Raw genomic sequence first — 25951 nt, 5'->3', positions numbered from 1 at the left:
GATCGTCTCCGAAATTAGTAGGTACGCACTTTCGGCGGGAAGGCCGCGCGCAGTTTCGGCTGCATGTTCACCTCACGGCGCGTCATGCTTTCGGTTTCCGGGACATAAAGACTGTGGCACAGCCAGTTTTCATCATCACGATCCGGGAAGTCGAAGCGACTGTGCGCACCGCGGCTTTCGGTGCGATAGTTAGCCGCTACCGCCGTGGCAAAGGCCGTCTCCATCAGGTTATCCAGCTCCAGGCACTCAATACGCTGGGTGTTGAAATCCGGTGAGCGGTCATCCAGACGCGCTGACTTCAGGCGCTGGCGAATCTCTTTCAGCTCTTCCAGACCCTGTGCCATCGCTTCGCCTTCACGGAATACCGAGAAGTTATTCTGCATGCAGCGTTGCAGCGCTTTACGAATCTCAACCGGATCTTCACCCGTGGTGTTATTTTCCCAGCGGTTGAAACGCGCCATCGCCCCGGCGATCTCATCTTCTGTGGCATCACGCAGGTCGCCCTGCTCCTGAATACTCGCCAGCAGATGCAGACCCGCTGCACGGCCAAAGACCACCAGGTCGAGCAGTGAGTTACCGCCCAGACGGTTGGCACCATGCACCGATACGCAGGCGATTTCACCGACGGCGAACAGGCCTGGAATCACTACATCTTCGCCCTGCTCATTGACGCGCAGGGCCTGGCCGGTCACTTTGGTCGGTATACCGCCCATCATGTAGTGGCAGGTCGGGATGACCGGAATCGGCTCTTTAATCGGATCGGCGTGCGCAAAGGTGCGTGACAGCTCAAGGATGCCAGGCAGACGTGACTCAAGCACCTCTTTACCCAGATGATCCAGTTTCAGTTTGAGATGTGGACCCCACGGGCCATCACAGCCGCGACCTTCACGGATTTCAATCATCATCGAGCGCGCAACCACGTCGCGGCCCGCCAGATCTTTGGCGTTCGGCGCATAACGCTCCATGAAGCGTTCGCCATGTTTGTTCAGCAGATAGCCGCCTTCACCACGGCAGCCTTCGGTGACCAGCACGCCCGCACCGGCGATACCGGTTGGGTGGAACTGCCACATCTCCATATCCTGCACCGGTACGCCCGCACGCAGTGCCATACCTACGCCGTCACCGGTGTTGATGTGTGCATTGGTGGTGGACTGGTAGATACGGCCCGCGCCGCCGGTGGCCAGAATGGTCGCTTTCGCTTTGAAATAAACCGTTTCGCCGGTTTCGATGCAGATAGCGGTACAACCCACGACTGCGCCATCGGCGTTTTTCACCAGATCCAGTGCATACCACTCAGAGAAGATAGTGGTTTTGTTTTTCAGGTTCTGCTGATAAAGAGTGTGCAGCAATGCGTGACCGGTACGGTCAGCCGCAGCCGCCGTACGTGCCGCCTGCTCGCCACCGAAATTCTTTGACTGGCCACCAAACGGACGCTGATAGACACGACCATCTTCCAGACGCGAGAAAGGCAGACCCATGTGTTCCAGTTCCAGAATCGCTTCCGGGCCGGTTTTACACATATATTCAATCGCGTCCTGGTCACCGATATAGTCGGAACCTTTGACGGTGTCGTACATGTGCCATTCCCAGTTATCTTCATGGGTATTACCCAGCGCAACAGTAATACCGCCCTGCGCAGATACGGTGTGGGAACGGGTCGGGAAAACTTTAGATAACAGGGCACAGCTCTGGCCGCCCTGGGAGATTTGCAGTGCGGCTCGCATTCCTGCGCCACCTGCGCCGATTACCACGGCATCGAACTCTCTGATTGGCAAACTCATTTACACACCCCACACAACAACAAAGCCATAAATCGCATACCACAACAGTGCCACGACAATCACAAACTGCAACAACAGGCGGGTTGGCAGTGATTTAACGTAGTCTGTTAACACCTGCCACATGCCAATCCAGCCGTGGATCAGAATGGAGAACAGCGTCAGCAGCGTGAACACTTTGGTGAATGCGGAAGCGAAGAAGCCACGCCACAGGTCATAAGTCAGCGTGTCTGTCATCACCACGAAACCGAGGATGTAGACGATGTACAGCGTAATGAGAATTGCAGTTGCCCGCAGCAGCAGCCAGTCCTGAATGCCGTTGCGACCCAATGCGGATGCATTGCTTACCATACGAGGACTCCCGCCAGAATTGCCAGCACGACAGTGATCACAAAAGTCATATGAGCGGAACGCTTACCAACCTGCAGCGTTTCGGCCAGATAACCAAAATCCATCAACATATGACGAATCCCGCTCACCGCGTGATAGGCCAGCGCCGTTAAGATGCCCCACATAATGAACTTCGCGAAGAAGCCATCCATGATGGACGCAGCGTGCTGGAAACCTTCAGGAGAGGAGAGAGAGAGACCGAGCAGCCACAGCAGGATGCCAATGGCAACCAATGTGATTACGCCGGAGACGCGGTGAAGAATGGACGATATTGCAGTAACGGGAAACCGGATCGTCGAGAGATCCAAGTTGACAGGTCTTTGTTTTTTCACGGTTTTGCCCACACAGCTCTTTTTTATTTTGCTTCCTCCGGACCTGAGGCGGAGTCTAATCACAACGCGTGGCAGACTTTAACCGTCACCAAAAAAGCAACATCCAGTGTTAATTGACGCGGTAGTAAACGCTGGGTGGCTCCTGGTGTCAGGGTGTTCCGGAGACCTGCCTGGAGTATAGGAGGATCACATTCTGATTACAATTCCCCTACAAACTCTTTGGTATATTTTAGGTGGAACAGTGATCCTACTCACGATTTTCACAATTGATACAATTTTAATTATCTGATTTGACAATAGTTCAACAATTCAGTTACAAACTAAGCCTGTAAATTCCTATGATGCGCAAAAGTTATGGGGATACACTTTCCCCTAAGCGCAAGTTATGTAACATTGCGATAATGAGCATTAAAAAGCATCAGGTTATTGGTTACCAAGAAGTTATGTCCTGACCGGATCTTTAACAACCGCGATATGCAGCATGTCCATGGCTCACCGGTTCCCGCTGGGAACGCGCCGCTCACTCTGTACCCTGCACCCGTTTTATCCCCGCAGAGTGATACTGTGTAGTTTTGCCAACCGCAACATGAACGCGTTTCAGGTGTCTAAAGATCCTTACCTACATAAGGCGCTATGGAGACGAAAATGACAGATAAAAAAGTAACGCTAACCCTGCAAGATGGAACATCTATTGAACTGGACGTGCTGAAAGGTACGCTGGGCCAGGATGTCGTTGATGTCCGCACTCTGGGTTCAAGTGGCCTGTTCACCTTCGATCCCGGTTTTACGTCTACCGCGTCCTGCGAATCTGCAATCACCTTTATCGATGGGGATGAAGGTATCCTGCTGCACCGTGGTTTCCCTATTTCTGAGCTGGCGACCCACTCTAACTATCTGGAAGTCTGCTATATCCTGCTGAACGGCGAAGCACCAAACCAGAAACAGTTTGATGAGTTCCGTACCACGGTTACCCGCCACACCATGATTCATGAGCAGATTACCCGCCTGTTCCACGGCTTCCGTCGCGATTCGCATCCGATGGCGGTAATGTGCGGTGTTACTGGTGCACTGGCTGCGTTTTACCACGATTCGCTGGATGTAAACATTGAGCGCCACCGCGAAATCGCAGCATTCCGTCTGCTTTCTAAAATGCCGACCATGGCAGCGATGTGTTACAAATATTCTATCGGCCAGCCGTTTGTCTATCCGCGCAACGATCTCTCCTATGCGGGTAACTTCCTGCACATGATGTTTGCCACGCCGTGCGAAGAGTACAAAGTGAATCCGGTGCTGGAACGCGCCATGGACCGCATCCTGATCCTGCATGCTGACCATGAGCAGAACGCCTCAACCTCTACCGTTCGTACCGCCGGTTCAAGCGGCGCGAATCCGTTTGCCTGTATCGCCGCCGGGATCGCCTCCCTGTGGGGACCGGCGCACGGTGGTGCCAACGAAGCGACCCTGCGTATGCTGGAAGAGATCAGCACCGTTGAGCATATTCCGGAATTTGTTAAACGCGCCAAAGACAAAAATGACTCCTTCCGTCTGATGGGCTTTGGTCACCGCGTTTACAAAAACTACGATCCACGCGCGACCGTGATGCGCGATACCTGCCATGAAGTCCTGAATGAGCTGGGTATGAAGGATGACCTGCTGGAAGTGGCGATGGAGCTGGAACACATTGCGCTGAACGACCCGTACTTCATTGAGCGTAAACTCTATCCAAACGTGGACTTCTACTCCGGTATCATTCTGAAAGCGATGGGTATTCCATCCTCCATGTTTACGGTGATCTTCGCGATGGCCCGTACCGTTGGCTGGATTGCACACTGGAAAGAGATGCACGACGAAGGCATGAAGATTGCCCGTCCACGTCAGCTCTACACCGGTTATACCGAGCGCGAATTCAGCTCACAGCTGAAAAAGTAAGGTTCGCAGGGCAGATAGGGATTTCCGCTTGATGTTGGTATAAAGCTGGGGGCAGTTAGCTGTGATACTGCGCCTGCGCAGAGAACACGGTCAGATCGGAAAGACGCAAAAGCCGTCATCCATGACACGCTCGGCCCGCGCCATCCCTGGCGCGGGACGCTTTCCTCTTCTGACCGTGTTCTCTGCGCGTTAAGCTATTTTATTGCTGTAAGATTCACACGGGTTTGACTCTGTCAGCCGTAAGAGCATTTTACCCTTTTGACTTTACTGTCTATCTCTGACAACCCGGACACCAGTAAAAAGGCCGTGATGAGAGCGTGCCCTTCTCAATCACCGTGCCGCAGCGTCGGCATTTTTTGCCCTGCCGATGAAAAACCTCAAACTGAAACGCCGCTTCCTCATGATATTTCTTCATGGTTCCACGCATCCGATAGGCATGGCGCGGCACTGAAAGCAGCGCTTCGCTGAAAGCAGTCAGCTGATCGTTACTGAGATCCTGCGCCCGATGATTTGGCAGCAACTGCGCCAGCCACAGAATCTCGGCACGCAGGTAGTTTCCCAGCCCGGCCAGAAAAGCCTGATCCAGCAACAGACCACTGAACTGCCGCCGCCGGAAACGGGGTGACAGCAGCCGCTCTTTCACCTCTTCCACTGTCAGCGCGCTGTTCAGCACATCCGGCCCGATACGATTAAGAAACGGATGTGCCGCCAGCGTATCCGCATTAAGCAGCTCAATATCAGAGGCGCTGTAGAGCAGAATCGCTTTGCCCGCCGTCGCCAGTCGCACCCGCAACTGACGGGTGGAATTCAGTTCGGTGTCGGGTTTTACAATGCGCCAGACACCATAAAGCTGGTTATGGCTGTAGAGCGTCAGGCCATTGCTGAAATGAGTCAGCAGCGCTTTACCCCGCGTCTCAATCGCATTAACCTGCTCACCAATCAATGCCGGTTCATAGGTTTTGAGCTGAGGAAACGCGAACCACGCTTCCGTTAACGGCTGACCCACAATGGCGTCTTCAAGTTTATCCGCCACGCGGCGAATTTCCGGTCCTTCAGGCATCGTTCATCCTCTTAATGGGTGGCGCCGCCAGCCTGTCTGATATCCTCGCCGGTCTCCAGCGTGACCTTTACCGCAATTTCCAGCGCCTGAATAATGGACGCCAGCGCCATGCTCGGTGCGCCCGGATGCTGCGCCGCCTGTTCAGGCAGATAAGGAATATGGATAAAGCCTCCCCGCACCGGACTGTCATGCTGCTCAAGCCAGTGCAGCAGGCCGTACATTACGCGGTTGCAGGTAAAGGTGCCCGCCGTTTGCGACACTGAAGCGGGGATCCCCGCTTCCCGCACCGCCGCCACAATCGCTTTGATGGGCAGACGGGAAAAATAGGCTGCCGGGCCACCTGCTACAACGGGCTCATCTACCGGCTGATGACCAGCGTTGTCCGGGATACGGGCGTCATCGACATTAATACCAATACGTTCAACGGTAATGTCGCTTCGCCCGCCCGCCTGCCCCACCGACAGAATCGCATCCGGTTTCACCTCTTCCAGCGCCTGATTCAGCACCCTGAGTACGTCGCTGAATACCACCGGCAACTGGCGGATAACTATCGTCGCCCCGCTAATCTGTTTACCTTCCAGCGCGCGCACCGCTTCCCATGAAGGGTTAATCGTTTCACCGCCAAAAGGTTCAAAGGCGGTCATCAGGACAGTTTTCATGCAACCTCACAGGAACATCAGGAAATAGAGCAGGAAAATATTAACGATTAACAGTAGCACACCGGTCGGAATCTGAGCCTTGATCACCGCGTTACGATCGGGCAGTTCCAGCAGCGCTGCCGGGACGATATTGAAGTTGGCCGCCATCGGCGTCATCAGCGTGCCGCAATAGCCGGAGAACATGCCAATTGCCGCCATCACTGCCGGATTTCCGCCGTGCTGCAACACCAGAATCGGGATGCCGACGCCTGCGGTGATAATCGGAAACGCCGCAAAAGCATTACCCATGATCATGGTTAAAAGCGCCATCCCGACGGCATAGACGGTGACCGCGACAAAGCGATTATCTACCGCCAGCCAGGTTTCTGTCAGATGCGAAATGGCGCTGCCCACGCCCGCGCTGGTAAACAGCAGCCCCAGGGTGGCGAGGATCTGCGGCAGGATAAAGGCCCAGCCAATCGAATCCAGCAGGCGACGGGTCTCCTGCATCGACTGCACCGGTTTCTCGTGGGTCAGTTTTAACGCCACCAGCCAGCCAATCACGCAACCGACCATCATTGAAAACAGCGTCACCAGCGTGGCGTGGTTACCGGGGCCGAACACCGCATCCTGCAAACCGGGAATATGGTTAAACGCCAGCACACCGACCACGGTCACGACCGGAATCGACAGTGCAGGCAGAAACAGTTTATTGCGCAGACGCAGCGCACTGGCCTGTTTCTCTTCATCGCTGCGCTGATGATAGCGACCCAGCCTGACACCGCCAAACCCGGCAATCAGCGCCATCACCACCACAATGACACCGATGCCGATGTGCAGCATACGGGTGCCCGCCGCATCTGAACCCATCCAGGCGCTCATCAGTTGCGTCGTCCAGTCACCGACCAGAAAAACCAGGCCATACAAGGCCCAGAACAGTCCGGTGGTAAAGCGACGTGGATTCGCGCTGTCACGCCAGGAAAGCACCGCCACTACCAGCAGGATAATGCCCGCCAGCCACATCAGATATTGTTGCTGGAACATTACTCACCTCCTTTGGCTTTCAGCGCCTGACGGTTCAGCTGCTGCAGCTCTCGCGCCAGTTGCCGATCCAGCCGCACCAGACGTGCCGAGTGGATCAGGAACGCGGCGACGGCAGTCGGAATGCCCCATAAGGCGATGTGCAGCGGTTCGGTCTGAATCCCGGCTGACTCCTGCATAAAGTTGTGCATAAAGATAATCGCGCCAAACGCCACGAAGATATCCTCACCAAAGAAGAGACCGACATTATCGGTCGCTGCTGACATCGCGCGCAGCCGATGGCGCAGCTCAGGTGAGATCTCGCCATAGCGACTTTCAGTTGCTCCTTCCGCCATCGGTGCCAGCAACGGACGCACCATCTGCGGATGTCCGCCGAGACTGGTTAACCCCAGCGCGGCGGTGATTTCGCGCACAAACAGGTAGACGATCAGCAGCCGTCCGGCGGTTGCCGTTTTGATCTGTGCAATCCACGCCTGCGCCCGCTCTTTCAGTCCGTGACGCTCCAGCAGGCCAATGACTGCCAGCGGCAGCAGCAGGATCAGTGGCAGGTTGCGGGTGTTGAGAAAACCTGCCCCGAGCTTTTCCAGAATGTCCGCCAGCGGCATCATCGCGGCCAGACCGGTCACAAACCCGGCGACAATCACCACCAGCACCGGATTGAACCGTAACAGGAAGCCGACGACGATGGCGGCGATGCCCAGTAATGGCCAGAGATTTACTGCACTATCCATGGATTTCCCTCAGAGTTGAAAAACCCGGCATACGCCGGGCTAAGTGTGGTTGTTCAGTTGCTGGTGACACGAATCTGCTGATCGGCAAACGCATCACGCAACCGCTGTGCAAATTGCAGGGCGTGCGCGCCGTCGCCATGTAAGCAGACGGTCTGTGCATTCACCGCAACCCATTCTCCGGTGATACTTTTTACTTTGCCCTGCTGCACCATCGTCAGCGTCTGACTGATAGCCTGCTGTTCATCTTCAATCAGCGCACCCGGCTCGCTGCGCGGCACCAGCGCACCGCTGCTGAGATAGCCACGGTCAGCGAACACCTCTTCCCGCGTGCGTAGGCCGTAATGCGCCGCCGCGCGAATCGATTCGCTGTTAGCCAGTCCCACCACAATCAGCTGGCTGTCGACCGCCCTGATGGCACGGGCAATGGCGTCCGCCAGCACCGGATCGGCTGCAGCCTGGTTGTAGAGCATGCCGTGCGGTTTAACATGAAGCAGCCGCGCACCTTCGCTTTCCGCCAGACTTTTCAGCGCACCAATCTGGTAGATCATCTGGGCGTAGACCGTTTCCGGCGGCAGCTGCATGGCGCTGCGGCCAAAGTTCTCCCGATCGGGAAAAGCGGGATGTGCACCAATCGCGACGCCGGATGCCTGTGCCCAGCGCACCGACTGCAGCATGGTCTGCGCATCACCTGCGTGAAAGCCACAGGCGATGTTGGCGGAACTCACCAGTTGCAGCAGCGCCTGATCGCTGGCGCAGCCCTCGCCCAGGTCGGCGTTTAAATCAATTTTCATTGAGTCCCCACTTCATCTGGTCCAGGGCGCGTTGCTGATGCTGACGTGCCAGCATCGCTTCTGGCAGGGTGCAGTGAATAAAGTGAATCGGCTCACCCAGCCGGATTTGCGCCAGGTGATAGAGATCGGCTTCGATAACCGAGGCGATGCGCGGATAGCCGCCGGTGGTCTGGGCATCCGCCATCAGCACGATAGGCTGTCCGTTCGGCGGCACCTGAATCACACCCGGCATCACGCCGTGTGACAGCAACTCGCGCGGACTTTCGCGCTCAAGCTTGCGTCCCTCAAGCCGGTATCCCATCCGGTTACTTTGCGGGCTGAGTTTCCATGCGGTACGCCAGAACGCCTGCTGCGCTTCGCGGCTGAACTCGTGATACTCCGGGCCAGGTAGTGCGCGGATGCGGTTGCCCCACAGCAGTTGCCGCACCCCGACTTTACGGTCAAACGTGCGGGTCGGTTTACCCAGCGGGAGCTGATCGCCATCCTGCAAGGTTCGCCCCTGGAATCCGCCAAATTTTGCTTTTAGATCGGTGCTGGCAGAGCCGAGCATCGCGGGGATATCAAAACCGCCCTGCACTGCCAGATAGCTGCGCATGCCGCGCTGCGGCATCGCCAGTGACAGGAGCTGCCCCCGTTTCACCGGGGTACGCCAGCCCGTCCAGACCGGCTGGCCGTCAAGCTCCGCATGGCAGCCTGCGCCGGTCAGCGCAAACCAGCCATCGCGGGTAAACTCCGCTTTGAACTGGCCGAGCACCATCTCCAGTACCGCGCTGTCGGGATCATTGCCCACCAGCACATTGGCGGTGAACATCGCGGGATGATCCAGCACACCGCCAGGGCTGATGCCATACTGACGCCAGCCGTAACGGCCCGCATCCTGAATAGTGGCGGCCAGGCCGGCTCGCAGAATGTTTAACATACGCCCTCCTGTTGCGGCACAAAGCGAACCCTGTCACCGGGACGGAGCAGCGTGGGCGGTTGCTGCAGGGGATCAAACAGCGCGGTGCGCGTCTGGCCAATCAACTGCCAGCCGCCGGGCGAAGCCAGCGGATAGACGCCGGTCTGGCTGCCGCCGATGCCCACCGAGCCGGCGGGCACTGCAACCCTGGGCTCAGCACGCCGCGGGATGTGCAGGCGCTGATCCAGTCCGCCCAGATAGGGAAAACCGGGCTGAAAGCCGATAAAAAAGACCACATAGTCGCTGCTGCTGTGCAGCTCAACCACCTGACGGGGCGTCAGCGCGGCGTGTTCCGCCACCACCGTCAGATCGGGGCCAGACTCGCCGCCATAGATCACCGGGATCTCCACCTGACGCGACTCCGGCAACTGCGCTTCACTCTCTTCCCACCAGCGCTGAAGCCGCTCTATTGCGTCCAGCGCGCTCTGCTGGGGATCACGCAGGATCAGGGTGATGTTGTTCATGCCGGGGATTACCTCCAGCACGCTGGCATAGTCGTGCAGTCGCTGATTCAGTCCCCAGATTCGTTGCTGGCTCTCCAGTGAGACCGGCGGTTCCAGCTCCAGCACGACAGCGCGTTCACCCAATAAATAACACCGTGCTCGTTGCAACAGCTACCTCCCGCTCAGTTGAGATCGCGCCTGGCCGACCTGACCGGATGCCCGGTGCAGCCCATTGCTTATCTACGTAAAGCAAACAGTTATGCGAAAGTGACAGGGATGTGTCAACAGATTTAGGTCCTGCGCAGGCGCGCAGGACAAGGGAGAGTGTCAGGCAGGATTGGGGATATCGATGAAGGTCACATCAAGATCGTGGTGTTGCGCCAGCCAGTCGCCCAGCGCTTTTACGCCGCCGCGCTCGGTGGCGTGATGGCCTGCGGCAAAGAAATGCAGCCCCTGCTCACGCGCGCTGTGAATAGTCTGTTCAGAAACTTCACCGGTGATAAAGGCATCGACGCCCGCCGCCGCGGCCTGGTCGATAAAGCCCTGCCCGCCCCCGCTGCACCAGGCAATACGACGGATCAGCGCTGGCGCGTTGTCACCACAATGCAGGGGTTCACGTCCCAGCCTCTCACCGATTCGGCGGGCCAGCTGTTCGCCGGACAGGGGCTCAGCCAGCTCACCCCAGAACACCAGCGGCATCACTTCGCCGCGCACTTCGATATCCAGCAGTTTCGCCATCTGGGCGTTGTTGCCTAATTCAGGATGCGCGTCGAGCGGCAGATGCCAGCCATAGAGATTGATATCGTTGGCCAGCAGAGTCCGCAGACGACGGCGCTTCATGCCCTTAATCGTGGCCGGTTCACTTTTCCAGAAATAGCCATGATGGACAATAATCGCATCGGCCTGACGCGCCACCGCCTCATCCAGCAGCGCCTGACAGGCAGTGACGCCGGTGATAATCGTTTTGATCTCGCTGCGTCCCTCAACCTGCAAACCGTTGGGGGCGTAATCGCTGAAACTGTGGCTATCGAGTTGCTGATTGATCAGCGTCTCTAATTCGTAATGGTTCATTCAGGCTCCTTCGAGGCCTCAGGCTGCGCTTTTGGCGCGCTCAAAGGCGTCTAATGTCTTTTTGCGTGCCACCTTATGATCCACGATTGGTGCCGGATAATCGAGTTTCTTATGATGCTTCTCCGCCCAGACATGGGGCTGGTGAATATCGCTGTCAGGCACCCCGGCCAGTTCCGGCAGATAGTGACGGATAAAATCCCCCTTCTCATCGAAGCGCTCGCCCTGCGTGGTCGGGTTAAAGATGCGGAAATAGGGCGCCGCGTCCGTGCCGGTCGAGGCCGCCCACTGCCAGCCGCCGTTGTTCGCAGCCAGGTCACCATCAATCAGCTGCTGCATGAAATAGCGTTCACCTTCACGCCAGTCGATCAGCAGATCTTTGACCAGGAAACTGGCGGTGATCATCCGTAAGCGGTTGTGCATCCAGCCCAGCGCCTTCATCTGACGCATTGCGGCATCGACAATCGGATAGCCGGTTTTACCCGCTTTCCACGCGTCGAAATGTGCGTCGTTACGCTGCCATTCAACGTTTCGCGTCCAGTCGATAAACGGCTTGTGTCGGCACAGCGCCGGCCAGGCAACCAGCAGATGACGGTAGAATTCACGCCAGATCAGCTCGTTCAGCCAGGTGAACGCGCGGCTGTTGTCCAGCGCATCGGGATGTTCATGCAGCACGCGATGCAGGCACTGACGTGGCGACAGTACGCCGGTCGCCAGATAAACCGACAGACGGCTGGTGGCGTCCAGCGCCGGAAGGTCGCGCTTAGCGGGATAGTCGATAACCGGTTGCGTGGCGAAATGGCGCAACCGCTTCAGCGCCGCCGCTTCGCCTGGCGGAAACAGATCCTGATCAAAGTCTTCGGTTGGATAGTCAAAGGCGGGAATCGGGGAGGCTTTCAGCGGTGCGCCTTCGCGCGCTTTCGGCGCAGGCACGCACTCAGGCAGCCCCTGCTGCAAGCGGCGGACAAAGGCTTTGCTGAACGGGGTAAACACCTTATACATCGAGCGATCGCCGCTCTGCACACTGCCGGGCGGCAGCAACAGGCTGTCATCAAAGCCCTGGCAAATCACGCCCGCGTCGTCGAGACGTTTTTCAGCCTCCGCATCGCGCTGGCGTTCATTAACTTCATACTGGTAATTGTAGAAGAGCTGATCGACCTGCTGCTTAGCGCAGAACTGCAGCAGCGCATCAATACTGTCGCTGAAGGCGTGACACGCCTGATAGTGCAGTTCAATGCCCCGCTCTGCCAGCGCACGCTGCACCTGCAACAGACTGGCGTGGATAAACGCCGCCTGCTTCGGTGACATGTCATGCTGCTGCCACTGTGCTGGCGTGGCAAGGTAGAGCGCAATCACTTTTGCATCGCTGTCGCGGCAGGCGGCGTGCAGCGCCAGATTGTCGTTGACGCGTAAATCGTTACGCAGCCAGACCAGATGGGTGGTCATACTCCTCCTGTATTACTGTCCGTAGCGTAAGCACAAGGCTTCGGGATAGGGATCGAAATAGCGTTGCTGGGCCAGCCACGGGTGCGGGTACTCCGCCATGTAGTGTTTGAGAATGGTAATCGGCACCAGCAGCGGTTGTGTGCCCTGACGATAGCGGTCAATCAGCGTTGCCAGCTCCTGGCGCTGCGGTGAACTCAGATGCGTGCGGAAGTAGCCCTGCACATGCATCAGCACATTGGTGTGATTGCGACGTGAGGCGGGACGTGACATCAGTTCCATCATGCGATTGCGGTACTCAAAGGCAAAGGCGTCCAGCGACTCCCACTGGCTCATGGAGGCGACAAAGGGTCCCAGCTCGCGGTATTTCTCCTGCGAATGCGCCAGCATCATCAGCTTGTAACGGCTGTGGAAGGCGATCAGTCCCTGCCGGGTCAGACCGCTTTCCCACATCTGATTAAATTCATGCAGCGCGCAGACACGACCGATAAAGTTCTCACGCAGGGCGGGATCGTGCAGACGACCATCTTCTTCCAGCGGCAGCCAGGGCATCTCGCGCTGCAGGAATTCAGTAAAAATACCGGTGCCTGCTTTGCGGTTATTGTTGTTATCGGGCTCATAAACCCGCACCCGCTCCATGCCACAACTGGGTGATTTGGCGCAGAGGATATAGCCACAGAGGTGATGCAGCGATTTTACCCGCTCAGCAGACCAGTCACGCATCTGCGTCGTAACCTCTTCTCCGCCATCTTTGCTGAAGCAGAGATGCAGCTCATCATCGCCCTGCTTCACCAGACGCAATGCCGGGCGCGGCGTTGGCAGACCAATCGCCATCTCAGGGCAGATGGGCTCAAAACGGACAAATGGGGTGAGATCGTCGGTCGCAAAAGTAAGACGCTTATGCCCACCATCAAATCTGACGCGGTCGCCGAGCAGGCATGCACTGATTCCAACGGGGATTTTTTTGCTCATACTTGTACAACCTCCGAAATCTTGTAGAGGTTTAAGTGTAGCGTAAAATGGTCAGGAATAAAGGGTTAAAACGGGATTCCGGATCGCTTATTCTCAGAAAAAACGCAAAAAAAAGCCCGGTCAATTGACCAGGCCTGTTTTGCGGCAGGGGAAATCACCAGAACGCGCCACCGCCCGCTTCAGCCTGCGCCAGCCAGACCGGCTTGGCGCTGGTCTTACACCAGACGCGGTGCAGATAGCTGTAGAAACGTGCCCGATCCTGTCGAAACAGCATAACAGGAAGCGCCAGTACGCCGAGAAGAACCACCAGCGTACGTCGCGCAATAATTTTATAACGTGGATAAGCCCGATACATGGTTTCTCCTCCCGGTAAGTGAAATAGTGTGAATGTGATCTGTGTTCAACTTTACGCCAGGTTGTGTAATTTTACTACTCATCTGACCACTTATTTACCGCTATTTTTGCTGTTTAAGAATTAACCTGTAATTAAGTTACAAAAAGGTTACCGCCTGGTTGCGTTAGCGTTGAAAGGGCCGACAGATTATGGTCGCGGACGCCAGCATAAAATGTTGATAAAGTAGCGCTTCGGTCCCCACTCAAGGCAGGTATTGCGTGACCACGGTTTTGATCGTTGAAGATGAAAAAGAGATCCGGCGCTTTGTCCGGCTGGCGCTGGAAAATGAAGCCCTTAAGGTGTTTGATGCCGATACACTGCAACGCGGACTGATTGAAGCGGCGACCCGCAAGCCGGACTTAGTGATCCTGGATCTGGGTCTGCCGGATGGAGATGGCACCGATTTCATTCGTGACCTGCGACAGTGGAGCGCCATACCGGTGATTGTGCTGTCAGCGCGCAGCGATGAGCAGGATAAGATCGCCGCACTGGATGCGGGAGCAGATGACTATCTGACCAAACCCTTTGGCATTGGCGAACTGCTGGCGCGCGTCCGGGTTGCGCTGCGTCGTCATAGTGGCCAGCAGCCGGATGCCAGAGTGACGTTTGCCGACGTCAGCGTCGATTTCGCCGCACGACGGGTACAGCGCGGCAGCAGCGAGATTCACCTTACCCCGATTGAATTTCGTCTGTTGAGTATTCTGCTTAACAATGCCGGTAAGGTGCTGACACAGCGGCAGTTGCTGAGCCAGGTCTGGGGACCCAATGCGGTGGAGCACAGCCACTATCTGCGCATCTATATGGGACATCTGCGCCAGAAACTGGAAGCCAATCCGACACAACCGGCTCATCTGCTGACGGAAACCGGGATCGGCTATCGCTTTATGCCATAAAAAAAGGCGCCAGAGGCGCCTTCAGAGTGCTGATAAAGCCAAATCCTGTGAATCTCACCGCAATGAATAAATTCAAAGCGCAGGGAACACGGCCAGAAGAGGAAAGCGTCCCACGCCAGGGATGGCGTGGGCCGAGCGTGTCATGGATGACGGCTTTTGCGTCTTTCCGATCTGGCCGCGTTTCCTGAGCTAGCTACACGGCCTCACAGCGATGAAGGCCGCGCTTTACCAGCAGTCTGAGGCGCGCGATGCGCCTCTTTATCTGCCCGACTAATCAGGCGTTTTTCAGCACTTCGCTGACAATCTCAACGGCTTCTTTCTCAATCTGCGCGCGGTGTTCAGCGCCCAGGAAGCTTTCACAGTAGATTTTGTAAGCGTCTTCGGTGCCTGAAGGACGGGCAGCAAACCAGCCATTCTCCGTCATCACTTTCAGACCGCCGATAGATGCACCATTACCTGGCGCGGCAGTCAGACGAGCGGTGATAGGATCACCCGCCAGCGTATCAGCGCTGACCATCTCCGGTGACAGCTTCGACAGCGCGGCTTTCTGCGCTGAGGTGGCTGATGCCTGCAGACGGTTGTAGCTTGGTGCGCCAAAGCGCGCTGCCAGTTCGTCATAGTGCTGCTGCGGGTTTTTACCGGTCACTGCAGTAATTTCAGCGGCCAGCAGACACATGATGATGCCATCTTTGTCCGTAGACCACGGCGTACCGTCGAAACGCAGGAATGAAGCGCCTGCGCTCTCTTCGCCACCGAAACCGAGGCTGCCGTCATACAGACCATCAACAAACCATTTGAAACCCACCGGCACTTCCACCAGCTTGCGACCAATGTCGTTGACCACACGGTCAATCATGGCGCTGGAGACCAGGGTTTTACCCACGGCAACATCCTGACCCCACTGTGGGCGGTGCTGGAACAGATAGTTGATCGCCACCGCCAGATAGTGGTTTGGATTCATCAGACCCGCCGGGGTCACAATGCCGTGACGGTCATAATCGGGATCGTTGCCGAACGCCAGATCGAACTTGTCACGGTAAGCCAGCAGGCCTGCCATTGCGCTTTCAGACGAGCAGTCCATGCGGACCACGCCATCTTTATCCAGATGCATAAAGCGGAAGGTCTGATCGACCGCGTCATTCACCAGCGTCAGATCCAGCTTGTAGTGCTCAGCAATACGTTGCCAGTAAGCAATACCGGAACCACCCAGTGGATCCACACCCAGCTTCAGGCCCGCTTTCTGAATCGCCGGGAAGTCGATAATCTCTGCCAGACCTTCAACATAAGGCTGGATCAGATCTTTCTCGACCACATGACCGCTGGCCATCGCCTGCTCCAGCGGCAGACGTTTCACCTCTTTCAGGCCATCTTTGATCAGCTGATTGGCACGATCTTCCACCACTTTGGTGACGTTGGTATCAGCAGGTCCGCCGTTAGGTGGGTTGTACTTGATGCCGCCATCTTCTGGTGGGTTATGCGACGGCGTAATCACGATGCCGTCAGCCAGCGCGCCACCCGCTTTGTTGTGCTCAAGAATCGCATTCGAGATCGCAGGGGTTGGCGTATAGCCATTATCCTGCTGCACAATCACATCAACGCCGTTCGCCGTCAGCACTTCCAGAACAGACAGGATGGCGGGTTCAGACAGCGCATGGGTGTCTTTACCGACGTAGCAAGGCCCGGTGATACCATTCTTTTTACGCTCTTCGGCAATCGCCTGAGCGATCGCCAGAATGTGCATCTCGTTGAAGCTTTGACGCCCTGCACTGCCGCGATGGCCGGAAGTGCCAAATTTCACCGCATGTTCCGGGTTCGCCACATCGGGCTGCAGGACATAATATTGTGACGTTAATTGTGCAACGTTAATCAAATCGCTCTGCTGGGCGGGTTGCCCGGCACGTGGGTGATTGGCCATTGGCGCTGCTCCCTGACGCTTAAGTTTTAAATGGTGCCGCAAACTTTCTCGGTCAGTTCCGCAGGGAACTGCATCGAGAGCATGATGTGTTCAATCATGCTGCATTTACGACCAGTATTGGTGTTGGTGATCACCCAGTACGGCGTGCCGGGCACATGCTTCGGCTTAGTATGGGTGCCATTCTGCAACAGCGTATGCTCATCACCTGCAAAATAGACGCGGGTGCGGCCCTGCAGAGATGCAGTAGCTTCAGCAAAGGCTGCGGTATCAAGACGATAGAGCGTTGACAAGATAAGCATAAAGCGATTCACCGCCCGCTTCTGCTCCGCATATTCATCGGAAAGCAGCAGCTCGCGCACCGCGCGGACACGATCCTGCGGGCGCGAACCCACAGACGCAGGCTGGGACTCTTTCGCTGCATCTTTTGAGGCTGGCTGTGCAGGCGAAGCGGGTGCAGTCTGACCGGCCGTGAACTTCAGCATACGACGCAGAATGTCGGATGCGCTTTCACCAATGTGTTGCGTGTGGCTGGCAATATAACGGTAGAGCTCTTCGTCAACTTCGATCGTTTTCATCTTATTCCGTACGGTTCTTTCTCATGACAGAACCACCTGTTTCCTGAAAAGCTCTGAGTATAGTCAGGCAATTCAAAGGGTGTGTGGGTTCTAACATCAGGATTATAAAGTTAAAGTCAGGCGGGTTGTTAGCAATCAAACGGTTTACGGGCAAAAGTCAGAATATGTCCTAATGCCGCCGGAACCGGCGCGCCTGAAAAGGTGAAACCATGATAACCTAAGCTCAGGTCTCAAACTTAAGAACTTTGCTATGATTTTGAACGCCCGTCTGCAAACTGAACAATCCCCTGCTGATTCTCTGCCCATCCTGCTTATCCACGGTCTGTTTGGCAGTCTCGATAACCTTGGCGTGCTGGCGCGCGGGCTGAAAGATGCCGGTCCGTTGCTGCAGGTAGATGTCCGCAACCACGGACTTTCACCACGATCTGACGAGATGAACTACGCTGTAATGGCGCAGGATATGGTCGAAACACTGGATGCACATGGCATTGATCGCGTCGCGGTGATCGGACACTCGATGGGCGGTAAAATCGCCATGACCATGAGCGCGCTGGTGCCGGAACGCATTGAGCGCCTGGTGATGATCGATATCGCCCCGGTGGATTACCAGACGCGCCGTCATGACCAGATATTTGCCGGCATTCGTGCCGTCACCGATGCGGGCGTCTCATCCCGCAGCGAGGCGGCGAAGGTCATGCGAACGCTGATCGAGGAAGAAGGGGTGATCCAGTTCCTGCTGAAATCCTTCCAGGAGGGGGAGTGGCGCTTCAACGTCCCGGTGCTGTGGGATAACTACACCACGATATCTGGCTGGCAGCCGGTTCCCGCCTGGAATCACCCGGCGCTGTTTATTCGCGGCGGCGACTCCAGCTACCTGGATAACAGCTATCGCGATGCGTTGCTGCAGCAGTTCCCGGCCGCTCAGGCGCATGTGATCGGTGGCGCAGGACACTGGGTTCATGCAGAGAAACCCGATGCCGTTTTGCGCAGTGTCCGTCGCTTTTTTGCGCTTTAAAAGCAAATAGATGGCGGTAAAAGTTTAGGATTGGCGTCCGGCGTAAGCGTGAAGTATGATGGCGCGCTAAAATTTTGCCGCGGGTCAGTTTTGCTGCGGCAATGGCCAATAATTTATAATCTGCGCGGTGAGTGTCTGGCGCCCGCCCCCATTCAGTTTTACTAAGCCATGGCAAAAGAACAGACTGACCGCACGACGCTTGATCTCTTTGCTGATGAGCGCCGCCCTGGTCGACCCAAAACCAGTCCGCTTTCGCGTGATGAACAGCTGCGCATTAACAAGCGCAATCAACTGAAACGTGACAAAGGACGCGGGCTTCGTCGTGTCGAACTGAAAATGAACAGTGACGCCGTCGATGCACTCAATACGCTGGCAGAACAGCGCAATCTCAGCCGTAGCGAACTGATTGAACAGATGCTACTGGCACAGCTCAAACTGGATTAATGCGGGCAAATCGCACGCAGAGGCAAATGTCGGGGCTTTAACCGTTCACCGGTTTTCTCTCGTCTGCTATTATTCGCTGAAATGTGCTGCGGCACACATCTCATCATCAGGATTTAAGAGGTTATTTTACTCATGGCACTCGTAGGCATCTTCTTCGGCAGCGATACCGGCAATACCGAAAACATTGCAAAAATGATCCAGAAACAGCTGGGTACAGATGTTGCAGAAGTCCATGACATCGCAAAAAGCACAAAAGAAGATCTGGAAGCGTTTGATATCCTGCTGCTGGGTATTCCGACCTGGTACTACGGCGAAGCGCAGTGCGACTGGGATGACTTTTTCCCGACGCTGGAAGAGATCGATTTTAACGGCAAGCTGGTTGCGCTGTTTGGCTGTGGCGACCAGGAAGATTACGCAGAGTATTTCTGTGATGCCATGGGCACGATTCGCGACATTATCGAACCGCACGGTGCCGTCATTGTCGGACACTGGCCAACTGAAGGCTACCACTTCGAAGCTTCGAAAGGCCTGGCCGATGATACCCACTTCCTGGGCCTGGCCATTGACGAAGATCGCCAGCCTGAGCTGACCAGCCAGCGTGTTGACCAATGGGTTAAGCAGATTTTTGATGAACTGCAGCTGAAAGAGATCATCGAAGCCTGATCCTGCCCGACTCAATGTGAGCGCCAGCTCACATTGAGGCAATGAAAATGCCTATAGAAATAATAGCCACATTTTTTTAACTTTCTCCGTTTAATCTGTAGAATACCCGCATCGATCTTCCGCTTATTTTCTCAGGCGGCAAGACTAAGTGATGTGCTAACAGACCTCTGTCAGAATCTTCCCCGGCCCGGTGACGCATCCCCAATAGCCCATGATGATTCAGACACGCCCTCTGGTTTTCATTTCATCGCTTCAGTTCTATAATGAGACGCAAATGAGAATGAGCACAGATCGACATTCAAGGCGATAAGCCACAAAAGTGAATATTAGTAACAGGACAAAATCCGCATGACTGACAACAACACCGCATTAAAGAAGGCTGGCCTGAAAGTAACGCTGCCCAGACTGAAAATTCTGGAAGTGCTTCAGGAACCTGAGTGCCATCACGTCAGTGCGGAAGATTTGTATAAACGCCTGATCGACATTGGCGAAGAGATTGGCCTGGCGACCGTTTACCGTGTTCTGAACCAGTTTGATGATGCCGGTATTGTGACTCGTCACAACTTTGAAGGCGGCAAGTCTGTCTTCGAACTGACGCAGCAGCATCACCACGATCACCTGATCTGCCTGGATTGCGGCAAGGTTATCGAGTTCAGCGACGAATCGATTGAAACGCGTCAGCGTGAAATCGCGACCCGCCATGGCATCAAGCTGACCAACCACAGCCTCTATCTCTATGGACACTGTACGCTGGGCGATTGCCGTGAAGACGAAACGCTGCACGACCAGTAACGCTGGCGCGGCCTGAAATAAAAAAACCGGTGAATTCACCGGTTTTTTTTCGTCTGTTTTCTGCCCTCATCTCAGGCGACCAGCGTCTCCTGCAGATAGCGCCAGCGTGGAATGGAGCTGCTGCAATCCAGAATGGCCAGCGAAATGCGGCTCTGGTTATTGCCGTTCATCATCTGCATTTCGCGGTACTGTACGACGATCTCTTTTTCATGATGAGAGAGAATGACATGTTCACAGGTGGCAATGCGCATCCCTTCCCGCTGCCCTTGTAACTGCTGGAAAAGATCCTCGACCTCGTTCAGATTGTACTCTTTGCCCTTTGGGGTCACCATGCGAAACTCAGGATGAAAATAGGACATCAGCAGCTGGAAACTGTCGTCAGATCCGGCTGGCTGATTAAAAATACGTTCAATGAGCTGATGTAAAACGACGACACAGTGTTTGGCTTCCTGGGCGAGAACTGTCATTTTTTTTCCTTCTGTAACCCGCTTTGCAACCTCTGAGAGCGGATAGCCTACCTGAAAGCTGACAATTCACATCCTGAAATTGATTAATTTTTTTAAACTCAGATTACTCCCACAAGTCGGTATTGAACCGGTTGTGGTTAGTGCAGAATAAACGTCGGCGATGGTAAAAATCGGGGCAATAAAAAAGGGCGATAAATCGCCCTTTTGTCATTTTATGAGGTCAGCCCCAAAAAATTTATTCGCCCGTTTTGGTCCAGGTATCACGAAGACCGACGGTGCGGTTAAACACCAGTTGCGTCGGTTTCGAGTAAACGCTGTCGGCGCAGAAATAACCTTCACGTTCAAACTGAAACGGTGTTGTCGGTTCCACATCGCGCAGGCTGGGTTCAACAAAGCCGTTTTTGATGGTCAGTGACTCAGGATTAATGACCGCCAGGAAATCCTCTGCAGCAGCCGGGTTTGGCACACTGAACAGACGATCATACAGACGGAACTCAGCTGGCTGCGCGTGATCCGCAGAAACCCAGTGAATCACGCCTTTGACTTTGCGGCCATCGGCTGGATCTTTGCTCAGCGTATCAACATCGCTGGTGCAGTAGATGCAGGTAATGTTGCCCGCTTCATCTTTGGCGACCCGCTCAGCACGAATCACATAGGCGTTACGCAGGCGGACTTCTTTGCCCAGCACCAGACGCTTATATTGTTTGTTCGCCTCTTCACGGAAATCCGCGCGATCGATCCAGATCTCGCGGCTGAACGGCACTTCACGCGTGCCCATCTCCGGTTTACCCGGATGATTTGGCATGGTGACGATTTCGCTATGGCCTGCTGGCAGGTTTTCGATCACCACTTTAAGCGGATCTAAAACCGCCATGGCGCGGGGCGCATTCTCGTTGAGATCATCGCGGATACAGGACTCCAGCGAAGCCATCTCCACGATGTTATCCTGCTTGGTCACGCCAATACGACGGCAGAACTCACGGATAGAAGCGGCGGTGTATCCACGGCGACGCAGACCTGAAACGGTCAGCATGCGCGGATCGTCCCACCCTTCTACGTGCTTCTCGGTCACCAGCTGAGTGAGTTTACGTTTCGACATCACCGCATACTCCAGATTCAGGCGCGAGAATTCATACTGACGCGGATGAACCGGAATAGTGATGTTGTCCAGCACCCAGTCATAGAGACGGCGGTTGTCCTGAAACTCCAGCGTACAGAGCGAATGCGTAATGCCTTCCAGCGCATCGGAGATGCAGTGGGTAAAGTCATACATCGGGTAGATGCACCACTTATTGCCGGTCTGGTGGTGTTCCGCGAACTTGATGCGGTAAAGCACCGGATCGCGCATCACGATGAAATTAGAGGCCATGTCGATTTTGGCGCGCAGACAGGCGGTGCCTTCGGCAAACTCACCGTTTCGCATCTTCTCAAACAGCGCCAGATTCTCTTCCACGCTGCGATCGCGATAAGGGCTGTTTTTACCCGGCTCTTTCAGGGTGCCGCGATATTCACGAATCTCATCCGGACTCAGTTCATCAACGTAGGCCAGTCCTTTGGAAATCAGCTCGATGGCATAGTTGTAGAGCTGATCGAAATAGTTTGATGAGTAACAGACCTCACCGCTCCACTCAAAACCCAGCCACTGAACGTCACGCTTGATGGATTCAACGAATTCCATATCCTCTTTAACCGGATTGGTATCGTCGAAACGCAGGTTGCATTGCCCCTGATAATCCTGGGCGATGCCAAAATTCAGACAGATCGATTTCGCATGACCAATATGCAGATAGCCATTGGGCTCCGGCGGAAAACGGGTATGCACGCTGCTGTGCTTACCGCTCGCCAAATCTTCGTCAATGATCTGACGAATAAAGTTAGTTGGGCGGGCTTCAGCCTCACTCATCTCAAAAATCCTCAATACGAATAACGGGTGATTTGTACCACGAAGTAACGGAGTATGATCCACAAAGCGTCTGAGGGAAACAACCGTTTGTTAAGCCTTTAAAACAAAAAAGGCAGGAATCGCTTCCTGCCTGTGGGGTTCTGTTGCGGGGATTAGCCTTTCACTTCATACAGCGGGGTTTCCCCTGCTATTACCTGACCCTGTGCCAGTAAAGTCAGACCGGCGAAATCGTCGCTGTTGCTGACCACGACCGGACTCACCATTGAGCGAGCATTGGCGTTAAGGAATTCAAGGTCCATCTCCAGTACTCGCTGACCGGCGACCACGCTGGCCCCCTCTTCAACCAGACGGGTAAAGCCTTTACCTTCCAGCGCCACGGTATCCAGCCCCATGTGCACCACAATCTCCACGCCATTGTCGGTTTCCAGACAGAAGGCATGATTGGTGTTAAAGATTTTCACCAGCGTACCGGCAATCGGTGCCACTACCCATTTGTCGCTGGGCTTGATCGCCAGACCGTCGCCCACCGCTTTGCTGGCAAAGGCTTCATCCGGCACATCATCCAGCGCCACGACTTCACCGCTGACCGGCGCCAGCAGCGTGGCGATGACCTGCTTCTCACTGTTCAGCACCGCCTGCGGTTTAACGTCCGGCTCGGCCGGCGCACTGCTGGTAGCCGCTGCAGCGACCGGACCTTTGGTCAGCACTTTTTTCATGGCCGAGGCGATGCTTTCTGCCTGGGTACCCACGATGATCTGCACGCTCTGTTTGTTAAGACGGATCACACCGGACGCGCCAAGACGCTTAGCAACCGCCTCATTCACCTGCGCCGAGTCATTCACGTTAAGACGCAGACGGGTGATACAGGCATCGATGCTGGTTAAGTTAGCTGAACCACCAATCGCCCCAATGTAGCGGCGCGCCAGTGACTCTGTGGCACTTTCACCGCTATCCGTTTTATCAACGTTAACGTCATAACCATCAGTTTCATCACCATCAACCGCCAGCTCGCGGCCCGGCGTCATCAGGTTGAATTTTTTGATGGTAAAGCGGAACACCACATAATAGATAACGAAGAAGACCAGACCCTGCGGGATCAGCATGTACCAGTGTGTCGCCAGCGGATTACGGGTCGACAGCACCATATCCACCAGCCCGGCGCTGAAACCAAATCCGGCAATCCAGTGCATGCTGGCAGCGATGAAGACAGAAATACCGGTCAGGACGGCGTGGATCAGATAAAGCACGGGTGCCACGAACATGAAGGAGAACTCCAGCGGTTCGGTAATACCCGTAAAGAAGGCAGCAAACGCCGCGGCCAGCATGATACTACCCACTTTGACGCGGTTCTCAGGACGCGCACAGTGGTAGATAGCCAGCGCAGCACCCGGCAGACCAAACATCATGATCGGGAAGAAGCCCGCCTGATAACGACCGGTGATGCCGACTGTTGCCGAGCCATCAGCCAGTGACTGTGCACCGCCAAGGAATTTAGGAATGTCATTAATGCCCGCAACATCGAACCAGAACACCGAGTTCAGGGCGTGATGCAGACCGACCGGAATCAGCAGGCGGTTAAAGAAGGCGTAGATACCGGCACCGGCAGAGCCGAGCTTCTGGATATGTTCACCAAAGCCCACCAGACCGTTAAAGATAACCGGCCAGATATACATCAGGATAAAGGCGACCAGGATCATCAGGAACGAGACCAGTATCGGCACCAGTCGCCGTCCGCTGAAGAAGGAGAGTGCTTTCGGCAGCTCGACGTGGCTGAAGCGGTTATAGACCTCCGCCGACAGGATACCGACCAGAATACCGACAAACTGGTTATTAATTTTGCCAAACGCCACAGGTACCTGGTCAACCGGCATCTTCTGTATCATCGCCACCGCGGCCGGTGAGCAGAGCGTGGTGACTACCAGAAATCCGACAAAGCCGGTCAGGGCTGCCGCACCATCTTTATCTTTCGACATGCCATACGCGACACCAATCGCAAACAGCACTGACATGTTTTCAATGATGGCAGCACCAGATTTGATCAGCAATGCCGCCAGCGCATTACCTGCGCCCCAGCTGTCTGGATCGATCCAGTAGCCCACGCCCATTAATATCGCTGCTGCTGGCAGGGTTGCTACCGGCACCATCAGTGCGCGCCCCACCTTTTGTAAGTAACCTAACATATCCCCTTCCCCCTATGAGCCTGACTTGTCGCTTTGCGCTGCTTAATGTTGTTATGTCAGCTGCAAAGATCGTTAATACACTTCATATCACGCAGCGAAGTGTAATGATAAATTAATTCGCCTCGCAAATTAAAAGCCTGGTAAATGTGATTTTTATCACTAAAAAACATCGTTTCATACGGCAACATCTGGCTATGACCGTAAACTTATTTTATGATCCGAAATATTGAATTATGCGCTGGCCATGGCGACAATGAATCATCTGTTCAGATTGTTGACTCACGCAACGGCTTAGCCATCCCCTTTCTATTTTCAATTGAGGTGAAACATGAGACTGATTCCTTTAGCGACACCAACCCAGGTGGGAAAATGGGCCGCCCGACATATTGTTAATCGTATCAATGCGTTTAACCCGACGGCGGATAAACCTTTTGTCCTGGGTCTGCCAACCGGCGGTACGCCACTGGAAGCGTACAAACACCTGATTGATATGCACAAAGCGGGCCAGGTCAGTTTTAAAAACGTCGTGACATTCAATATGGATGAATATGTTGGCCTGCCAAAAGAGCATCCTGAGAGCTATCACAGCTTCATGTATCGAAATTTCTTCGATCACGTTGATATTCAACCGGAAAATATCAACCTGCTGAATGGTAATGCCCCCGATATTGACGCAGAATGTCGTCAGTACGAAGAGAAAATTCGCGCGCTGGGTAAAATTCACCTGTTCATGGGCGGCGTTGGCAACGACGGTCATATCGCCTTTAACGAACCGGCTTCCTCTCTCGCTTCCCGTACCCGCATTAAAACCCTGACCCATGACACCCGCGTGGCGAACTCCCGCTTCTTTAACGGTGACGTTGATCAGGTGCCTAAATATGCGCTGACGGTCGGCGTCGGTACGCTGCTGGATGCAGAGGAAGTGATGATTCTGGTTACCGGCCATGTTAAAGCGCAGGCATTACAGGCGGCGGTTGAAGGCAACGTTAATCATATGTGGACCATCAGCTGTCTGCAGCTGCACGCGAAATCGGTGGTAGTGTGCGATGAGCCGGCCACCATGGAACTGAAAGTGAAAACCGTGAAATATTTCCGCGAAATGGAAGCGGAAAATATGAAAGGCGTGTAACAGAACA

Annotated in this window: 26 protein-coding genes; 7 read left to right on the top strand and 19 right to left on the bottom strand. The window is 55.0% G+C overall.

Annotated features, from left to right (window positions below):
* Positions 1-14: 14 nt before the first annotated feature.
* From sdhA to sdhC, 3 genes are read right to left on the bottom strand one after another with little or no spacing between them, the layout of a single operon-like run.
* Positions 15-1781 (bottom strand): succinate dehydrogenase flavoprotein subunit, encoded by a 1767-nt coding sequence (gene sdhA / locus AC6I8B_RS05560; RefSeq protein ID WP_022626042.1) that lies wholly within the window; start codon positions 1779-1781, stop codon positions 15-17.
* Positions 1782-2129, bottom strand: coding sequence for a succinate dehydrogenase membrane anchor subunit (gene sdhD, locus AC6I8B_RS05555; RefSeq protein WP_009091417.1), 348 nt, complete (start codon positions 2127-2129; stop codon positions 1782-1784). It lies immediately after the preceding gene.
* Positions 2123-2512 carry a succinate dehydrogenase cytochrome b556 subunit gene (gene sdhC / locus AC6I8B_RS05550; RefSeq protein ID WP_029519433.1) on the bottom strand — a complete coding sequence of 130 codons (390 nt, stop codon included), beginning with the start codon at positions 2510-2512 and terminating at the stop codon, positions 2123-2125. The genes sdhD and sdhC overlap by 7 nt, the downstream gene beginning before the upstream one ends.
* Positions 2513-3145: 633 nt before the next feature.
* Here sdhC and AC6I8B_RS05545 point away from each other — a divergent pair.
* Positions 3146-4429 (top strand): citrate synthase, encoded by a 1284-nt coding sequence (locus AC6I8B_RS05545; protein ID WP_010260725.1) that lies wholly within the window; start codon positions 3146-3148, stop codon positions 4427-4429.
* 271 nt (positions 4430-4700) lie between these two features.
* Here AC6I8B_RS05545 and nei read toward each other — a convergent pair whose 3' ends face one another.
* The 11 genes from nei to AC6I8B_RS05490 form a co-directional block, all read right to left on the bottom strand.
* Positions 4701-5489 carry an endonuclease VIII gene (gene nei / locus AC6I8B_RS05540; protein WP_010671297.1) on the bottom strand — a complete coding sequence of 263 codons (789 nt, stop codon included), beginning with the start codon at positions 5487-5489 and terminating at the stop codon, positions 4701-4703.
* Between the two features lie 11 nt (positions 5490-5500).
* Complete coding sequence (gene pcp / locus AC6I8B_RS05535) at positions 5501-6148, bottom strand: pyroglutamyl-peptidase I (RefSeq protein ID WP_010671296.1); 648 nt, start codon at positions 6146-6148, stop codon at positions 5501-5503.
* A gap of 6 nt (positions 6149-6154) precedes the next feature.
* Positions 6155-7171: a DUF979 domain-containing protein gene (locus tag AC6I8B_RS05530; RefSeq protein ID WP_031592206.1), complete on the bottom strand. Its 1017-nt coding sequence runs from the start codon at positions 7169-7171 to the stop codon at positions 6155-6157.
* Positions 7171-7899: a DUF969 domain-containing protein gene (locus AC6I8B_RS05525; RefSeq protein WP_010671295.1), complete on the bottom strand. Its 729-nt coding sequence runs from the start codon at positions 7897-7899 to the stop codon at positions 7171-7173. Before AC6I8B_RS05525 ends, AC6I8B_RS05530 begins: the two co-directional genes overlap by 1 nt.
* 53 nt (positions 7900-7952) lie before the next feature.
* A complete protein-coding gene (gene pxpA / locus AC6I8B_RS05520; protein ID WP_010260713.1) occupies positions 7953-8690 on the bottom strand; it encodes a 5-oxoprolinase subunit PxpA in 738 nt (245 codons plus the stop codon).
* Positions 8680-9609: a 5-oxoprolinase subunit PxpC gene (gene pxpC / locus AC6I8B_RS05515; protein ID WP_010260710.1), complete on the bottom strand. Its 930-nt coding sequence runs from the start codon at positions 9607-9609 to the stop codon at positions 8680-8682. Before pxpC ends, pxpA begins: the two co-directional genes overlap by 11 nt.
* The gene (gene pxpB, locus AC6I8B_RS05510; protein ID WP_052270803.1) at positions 9603-10259 is read right to left on the bottom strand and encodes a 5-oxoprolinase subunit PxpB; all 657 of its coding nucleotides are present in this window, start codon (positions 10257-10259) and stop codon (positions 9603-9605) included. Before pxpB ends, pxpC begins: the two co-directional genes overlap by 7 nt.
* Before the next feature lie 159 nt (positions 10260-10418).
* The gene (locus tag AC6I8B_RS05505) at positions 10419-11162 is read right to left on the bottom strand and encodes a type 2 GTP cyclohydrolase I (protein ID WP_157351703.1); all 744 of its coding nucleotides are present in this window, start codon (positions 11160-11162) and stop codon (positions 10419-10421) included.
* Positions 11163-11180: 18 nt separating this feature from the next.
* Positions 11181-12605, bottom strand: coding sequence for a deoxyribodipyrimidine photo-lyase (gene phrB, locus AC6I8B_RS05500; protein ID WP_022626044.1), 1425 nt, complete (start codon positions 12603-12605; stop codon positions 11181-11183).
* 12 nt (positions 12606-12617) lie between these two features.
* Positions 12618-13574 (bottom strand): YbgA family protein, encoded by a 957-nt coding sequence (locus tag AC6I8B_RS05495; RefSeq protein ID WP_010260698.1) that lies wholly within the window; start codon positions 13572-13574, stop codon positions 12618-12620.
* A 154-nt stretch (positions 13575-13728) separates the two neighbouring features.
* Positions 13729-13929: a DUF2517 family protein gene (locus tag AC6I8B_RS05490; protein ID WP_010671290.1), complete on the bottom strand. Its 201-nt coding sequence runs from the start codon at positions 13927-13929 to the stop codon at positions 13729-13731.
* Positions 13930-14186: 257 nt separating this feature from the next.
* Here AC6I8B_RS05490 and kdpE point away from each other — a divergent pair, with 257 nt between their 5' ends.
* Entirely contained in the window at positions 14187-14861 is a 675-nt protein-coding gene (gene kdpE, locus AC6I8B_RS05485) for a two-component system response regulator KdpE (protein WP_010260694.1), read from the top strand.
* 274 nt (positions 14862-15135) lie between these two features.
* Here the strand turns inward: kdpE and pgm are convergent, their stop codons facing one another.
* Together pgm and seqA are read right to left on the bottom strand one after the other, a co-directional pair.
* Positions 15136-16776 (bottom strand): phosphoglucomutase (alpha-D-glucose-1,6-bisphosphate-dependent), encoded by a 1641-nt coding sequence (gene pgm, locus AC6I8B_RS05480; protein ID WP_132499465.1) that lies wholly within the window; start codon positions 16774-16776, stop codon positions 15136-15138.
* A gap of 26 nt (positions 16777-16802) precedes the next feature.
* The gene (seqA, locus tag AC6I8B_RS05475; RefSeq protein WP_010260690.1) at positions 16803-17351 is read right to left on the bottom strand and encodes a replication initiation negative regulator SeqA; all 549 of its coding nucleotides are present in this window, start codon (positions 17349-17351) and stop codon (positions 16803-16805) included.
* A 250-nt stretch (positions 17352-17601) separates the two neighbouring features.
* Here seqA and ybfF point away from each other — a divergent pair, with 250 nt between their 5' ends.
* The 4 genes from ybfF (at position 17602) to fur (ending at position 20265) form a co-directional block, all read left to right on the top strand.
* Positions 17602-18366, top strand: a complete 765-nt coding sequence (ybfF, locus tag AC6I8B_RS05470; RefSeq protein ID WP_033766681.1) for an esterase — start codon at positions 17602-17604, stop codon at positions 18364-18366.
* 168 nt (positions 18367-18534) lie between these two features.
* Positions 18535-18810: a LexA regulated protein gene (gene ybfE / locus AC6I8B_RS05465; protein ID WP_010260688.1), complete on the top strand. Its 276-nt coding sequence runs from the start codon at positions 18535-18537 to the stop codon at positions 18808-18810.
* 132 nt (positions 18811-18942) lie between these two features.
* Positions 18943-19473: a flavodoxin FldA gene (gene fldA, locus AC6I8B_RS05460; RefSeq protein WP_010260687.1), complete on the top strand. Its 531-nt coding sequence runs from the start codon at positions 18943-18945 to the stop codon at positions 19471-19473.
* 348 nt (positions 19474-19821) lie between these two features.
* Positions 19822-20265, top strand: coding sequence for a ferric iron uptake transcriptional regulator (gene fur, locus AC6I8B_RS05455; protein WP_009091454.1), 444 nt, complete (start codon positions 19822-19824; stop codon positions 20263-20265).
* A gap of 71 nt (positions 20266-20336) precedes the next feature.
* Here the strand turns inward: fur and AC6I8B_RS05450 are convergent, their stop codons facing one another.
* The 3 genes from AC6I8B_RS05450 to nagE form a co-directional block, all read right to left on the bottom strand.
* The gene (locus AC6I8B_RS05450) at positions 20337-20732 is read right to left on the bottom strand and encodes a hypothetical protein (RefSeq protein WP_497817600.1); all 396 of its coding nucleotides are present in this window, start codon (positions 20730-20732) and stop codon (positions 20337-20339) included.
* Positions 20733-20967: 235 nt separating this feature from the next.
* A complete protein-coding gene (gene glnS / locus AC6I8B_RS05445) occupies positions 20968-22635 on the bottom strand; it encodes a glutamine--tRNA ligase (RefSeq protein ID WP_010671287.1) in 1668 nt (555 codons plus the stop codon).
* Between the two features lie 152 nt (positions 22636-22787).
* Complete coding sequence (nagE, locus tag AC6I8B_RS05440) at positions 22788-24815, bottom strand: N-acetylglucosamine-specific PTS transporter subunit IIBC (protein WP_031293061.1); 2028 nt, start codon at positions 24813-24815, stop codon at positions 22788-22790.
* Between the two features lie 328 nt (positions 24816-25143).
* On the opposite strand from nagE, the gene nagB reads away from it, so the two are divergent.
* Entirely contained in the window at positions 25144-25944 is an 801-nt protein-coding gene (gene nagB / locus AC6I8B_RS05435) for a glucosamine-6-phosphate deaminase (RefSeq protein WP_010260676.1), read from the top strand.
* Positions 25945-25951 lie beyond the last annotated feature (7 nt).

Source organism: Pantoea sp. X-Soil-ISGK-285 (genome assembly GCF_059730815.1).
The sequence above is the reverse complement of the archived record's forward strand: the minus strand, read 5'-3'. Positions and strand labels throughout refer to the sequence as shown.

Bases quoted from the DNA above. Each gene is read 5' to 3' on its own strand.
- pgm (WP_132499465.1), bottom strand. From the start codon at position 16,776: ATGGCCAATCACCCACGTGCCGGGCAACCCGCCCAGCAGAGCGATTTG.
- AC6I8B_RS05450 (WP_497817600.1), bottom strand. From the start codon at position 20,732: ATGACAGTTCTCGCCCAGGAAGCCAAACACTGTGTCGTCGTTTTACAT.
- pcp (WP_010671296.1), bottom strand. From the start codon at position 6,148: ATGAAAACTGTCCTGATGACCGCCTTTGAACCTTTTGGCGGTGAAACG.
- nagE (WP_031293061.1), bottom strand. From the start codon at position 24,815: ATGTTAGGTTACTTACAAAAGGTGGGGCGCGCACTGATGGTGCCGGTA.
- AC6I8B_RS05495 (WP_010260698.1), bottom strand. From the start codon at position 13,574: ATGAGCAAAAAAATCCCCGTTGGAATCAGTGCATGCCTGCTCGGCGAC.
- sdhA (WP_022626042.1), bottom strand. From the start codon at position 1,781: ATGAGTTTGCCAATCAGAGAGTTCGATGCCGTGGTAATCGGCGCAGGT.
- seqA (WP_010260690.1), bottom strand. From the start codon at position 17,351: ATGAAAACGATCGAAGTTGACGAAGAGCTCTACCGTTATATTGCCAGC.
- AC6I8B_RS05530 (WP_031592206.1), bottom strand. From the start codon at position 7,171: ATGTTCCAGCAACAATATCTGATGTGGCTGGCGGGCATTATCCTGCTG.
- pxpC (WP_010260710.1), bottom strand. From the start codon at position 9,609: ATGTTAAACATTCTGCGAGCCGGCCTGGCCGCCACTATTCAGGATGCG.
- ybfE (WP_010260688.1), top strand. From the start codon at position 18,535: ATGGCAAAAGAACAGACTGACCGCACGACGCTTGATCTCTTTGCTGAT.
- glnS (WP_010671287.1), bottom strand. From the start codon at position 22,635: ATGAGTGAGGCTGAAGCCCGCCCAACTAACTTTATTCGTCAGATCATT.
- AC6I8B_RS05525 (WP_010671295.1), bottom strand. From the start codon at position 7,899: ATGGATAGTGCAGTAAATCTCTGGCCATTACTGGGCATCGCCGCCATC.
- ybfF (WP_033766681.1), top strand. From the start codon at position 17,602: ATGATTTTGAACGCCCGTCTGCAAACTGAACAATCCCCTGCTGATTCT.
- AC6I8B_RS05490 (WP_010671290.1), bottom strand. From the start codon at position 13,929: ATGTATCGGGCTTATCCACGTTATAAAATTATTGCGCGACGTACGCTG.
- fur (WP_009091454.1), top strand. From the start codon at position 19,822: ATGACTGACAACAACACCGCATTAAAGAAGGCTGGCCTGAAAGTAACG.
- nagB (WP_010260676.1), top strand. From the start codon at position 25,144: ATGAGACTGATTCCTTTAGCGACACCAACCCAGGTGGGAAAATGGGCC.
- fldA (WP_010260687.1), top strand. From the start codon at position 18,943: ATGGCACTCGTAGGCATCTTCTTCGGCAGCGATACCGGCAATACCGAA.
- phrB (WP_022626044.1), bottom strand. From the start codon at position 12,605: ATGACCACCCATCTGGTCTGGCTGCGTAACGATTTACGCGTCAACGAC.
- sdhD (WP_009091417.1), bottom strand. From the start codon at position 2,129: ATGGTAAGCAATGCATCCGCATTGGGTCGCAACGGCATTCAGGACTGG.
- nei (WP_010671297.1), bottom strand. From the start codon at position 5,489: ATGCCTGAAGGACCGGAAATTCGCCGCGTGGCGGATAAACTTGAAGAC.
- pxpA (WP_010260713.1), bottom strand. From the start codon at position 8,690: ATGAAAATTGATTTAAACGCCGACCTGGGCGAGGGCTGCGCCAGCGAT.
- AC6I8B_RS05545 (WP_010260725.1), top strand. From the start codon at position 3,146: ATGACAGATAAAAAAGTAACGCTAACCCTGCAAGATGGAACATCTATT.
- AC6I8B_RS05505 (WP_157351703.1), bottom strand. From the start codon at position 11,162: ATGAACCATTACGAATTAGAGACGCTGATCAATCAGCAACTCGATAGC.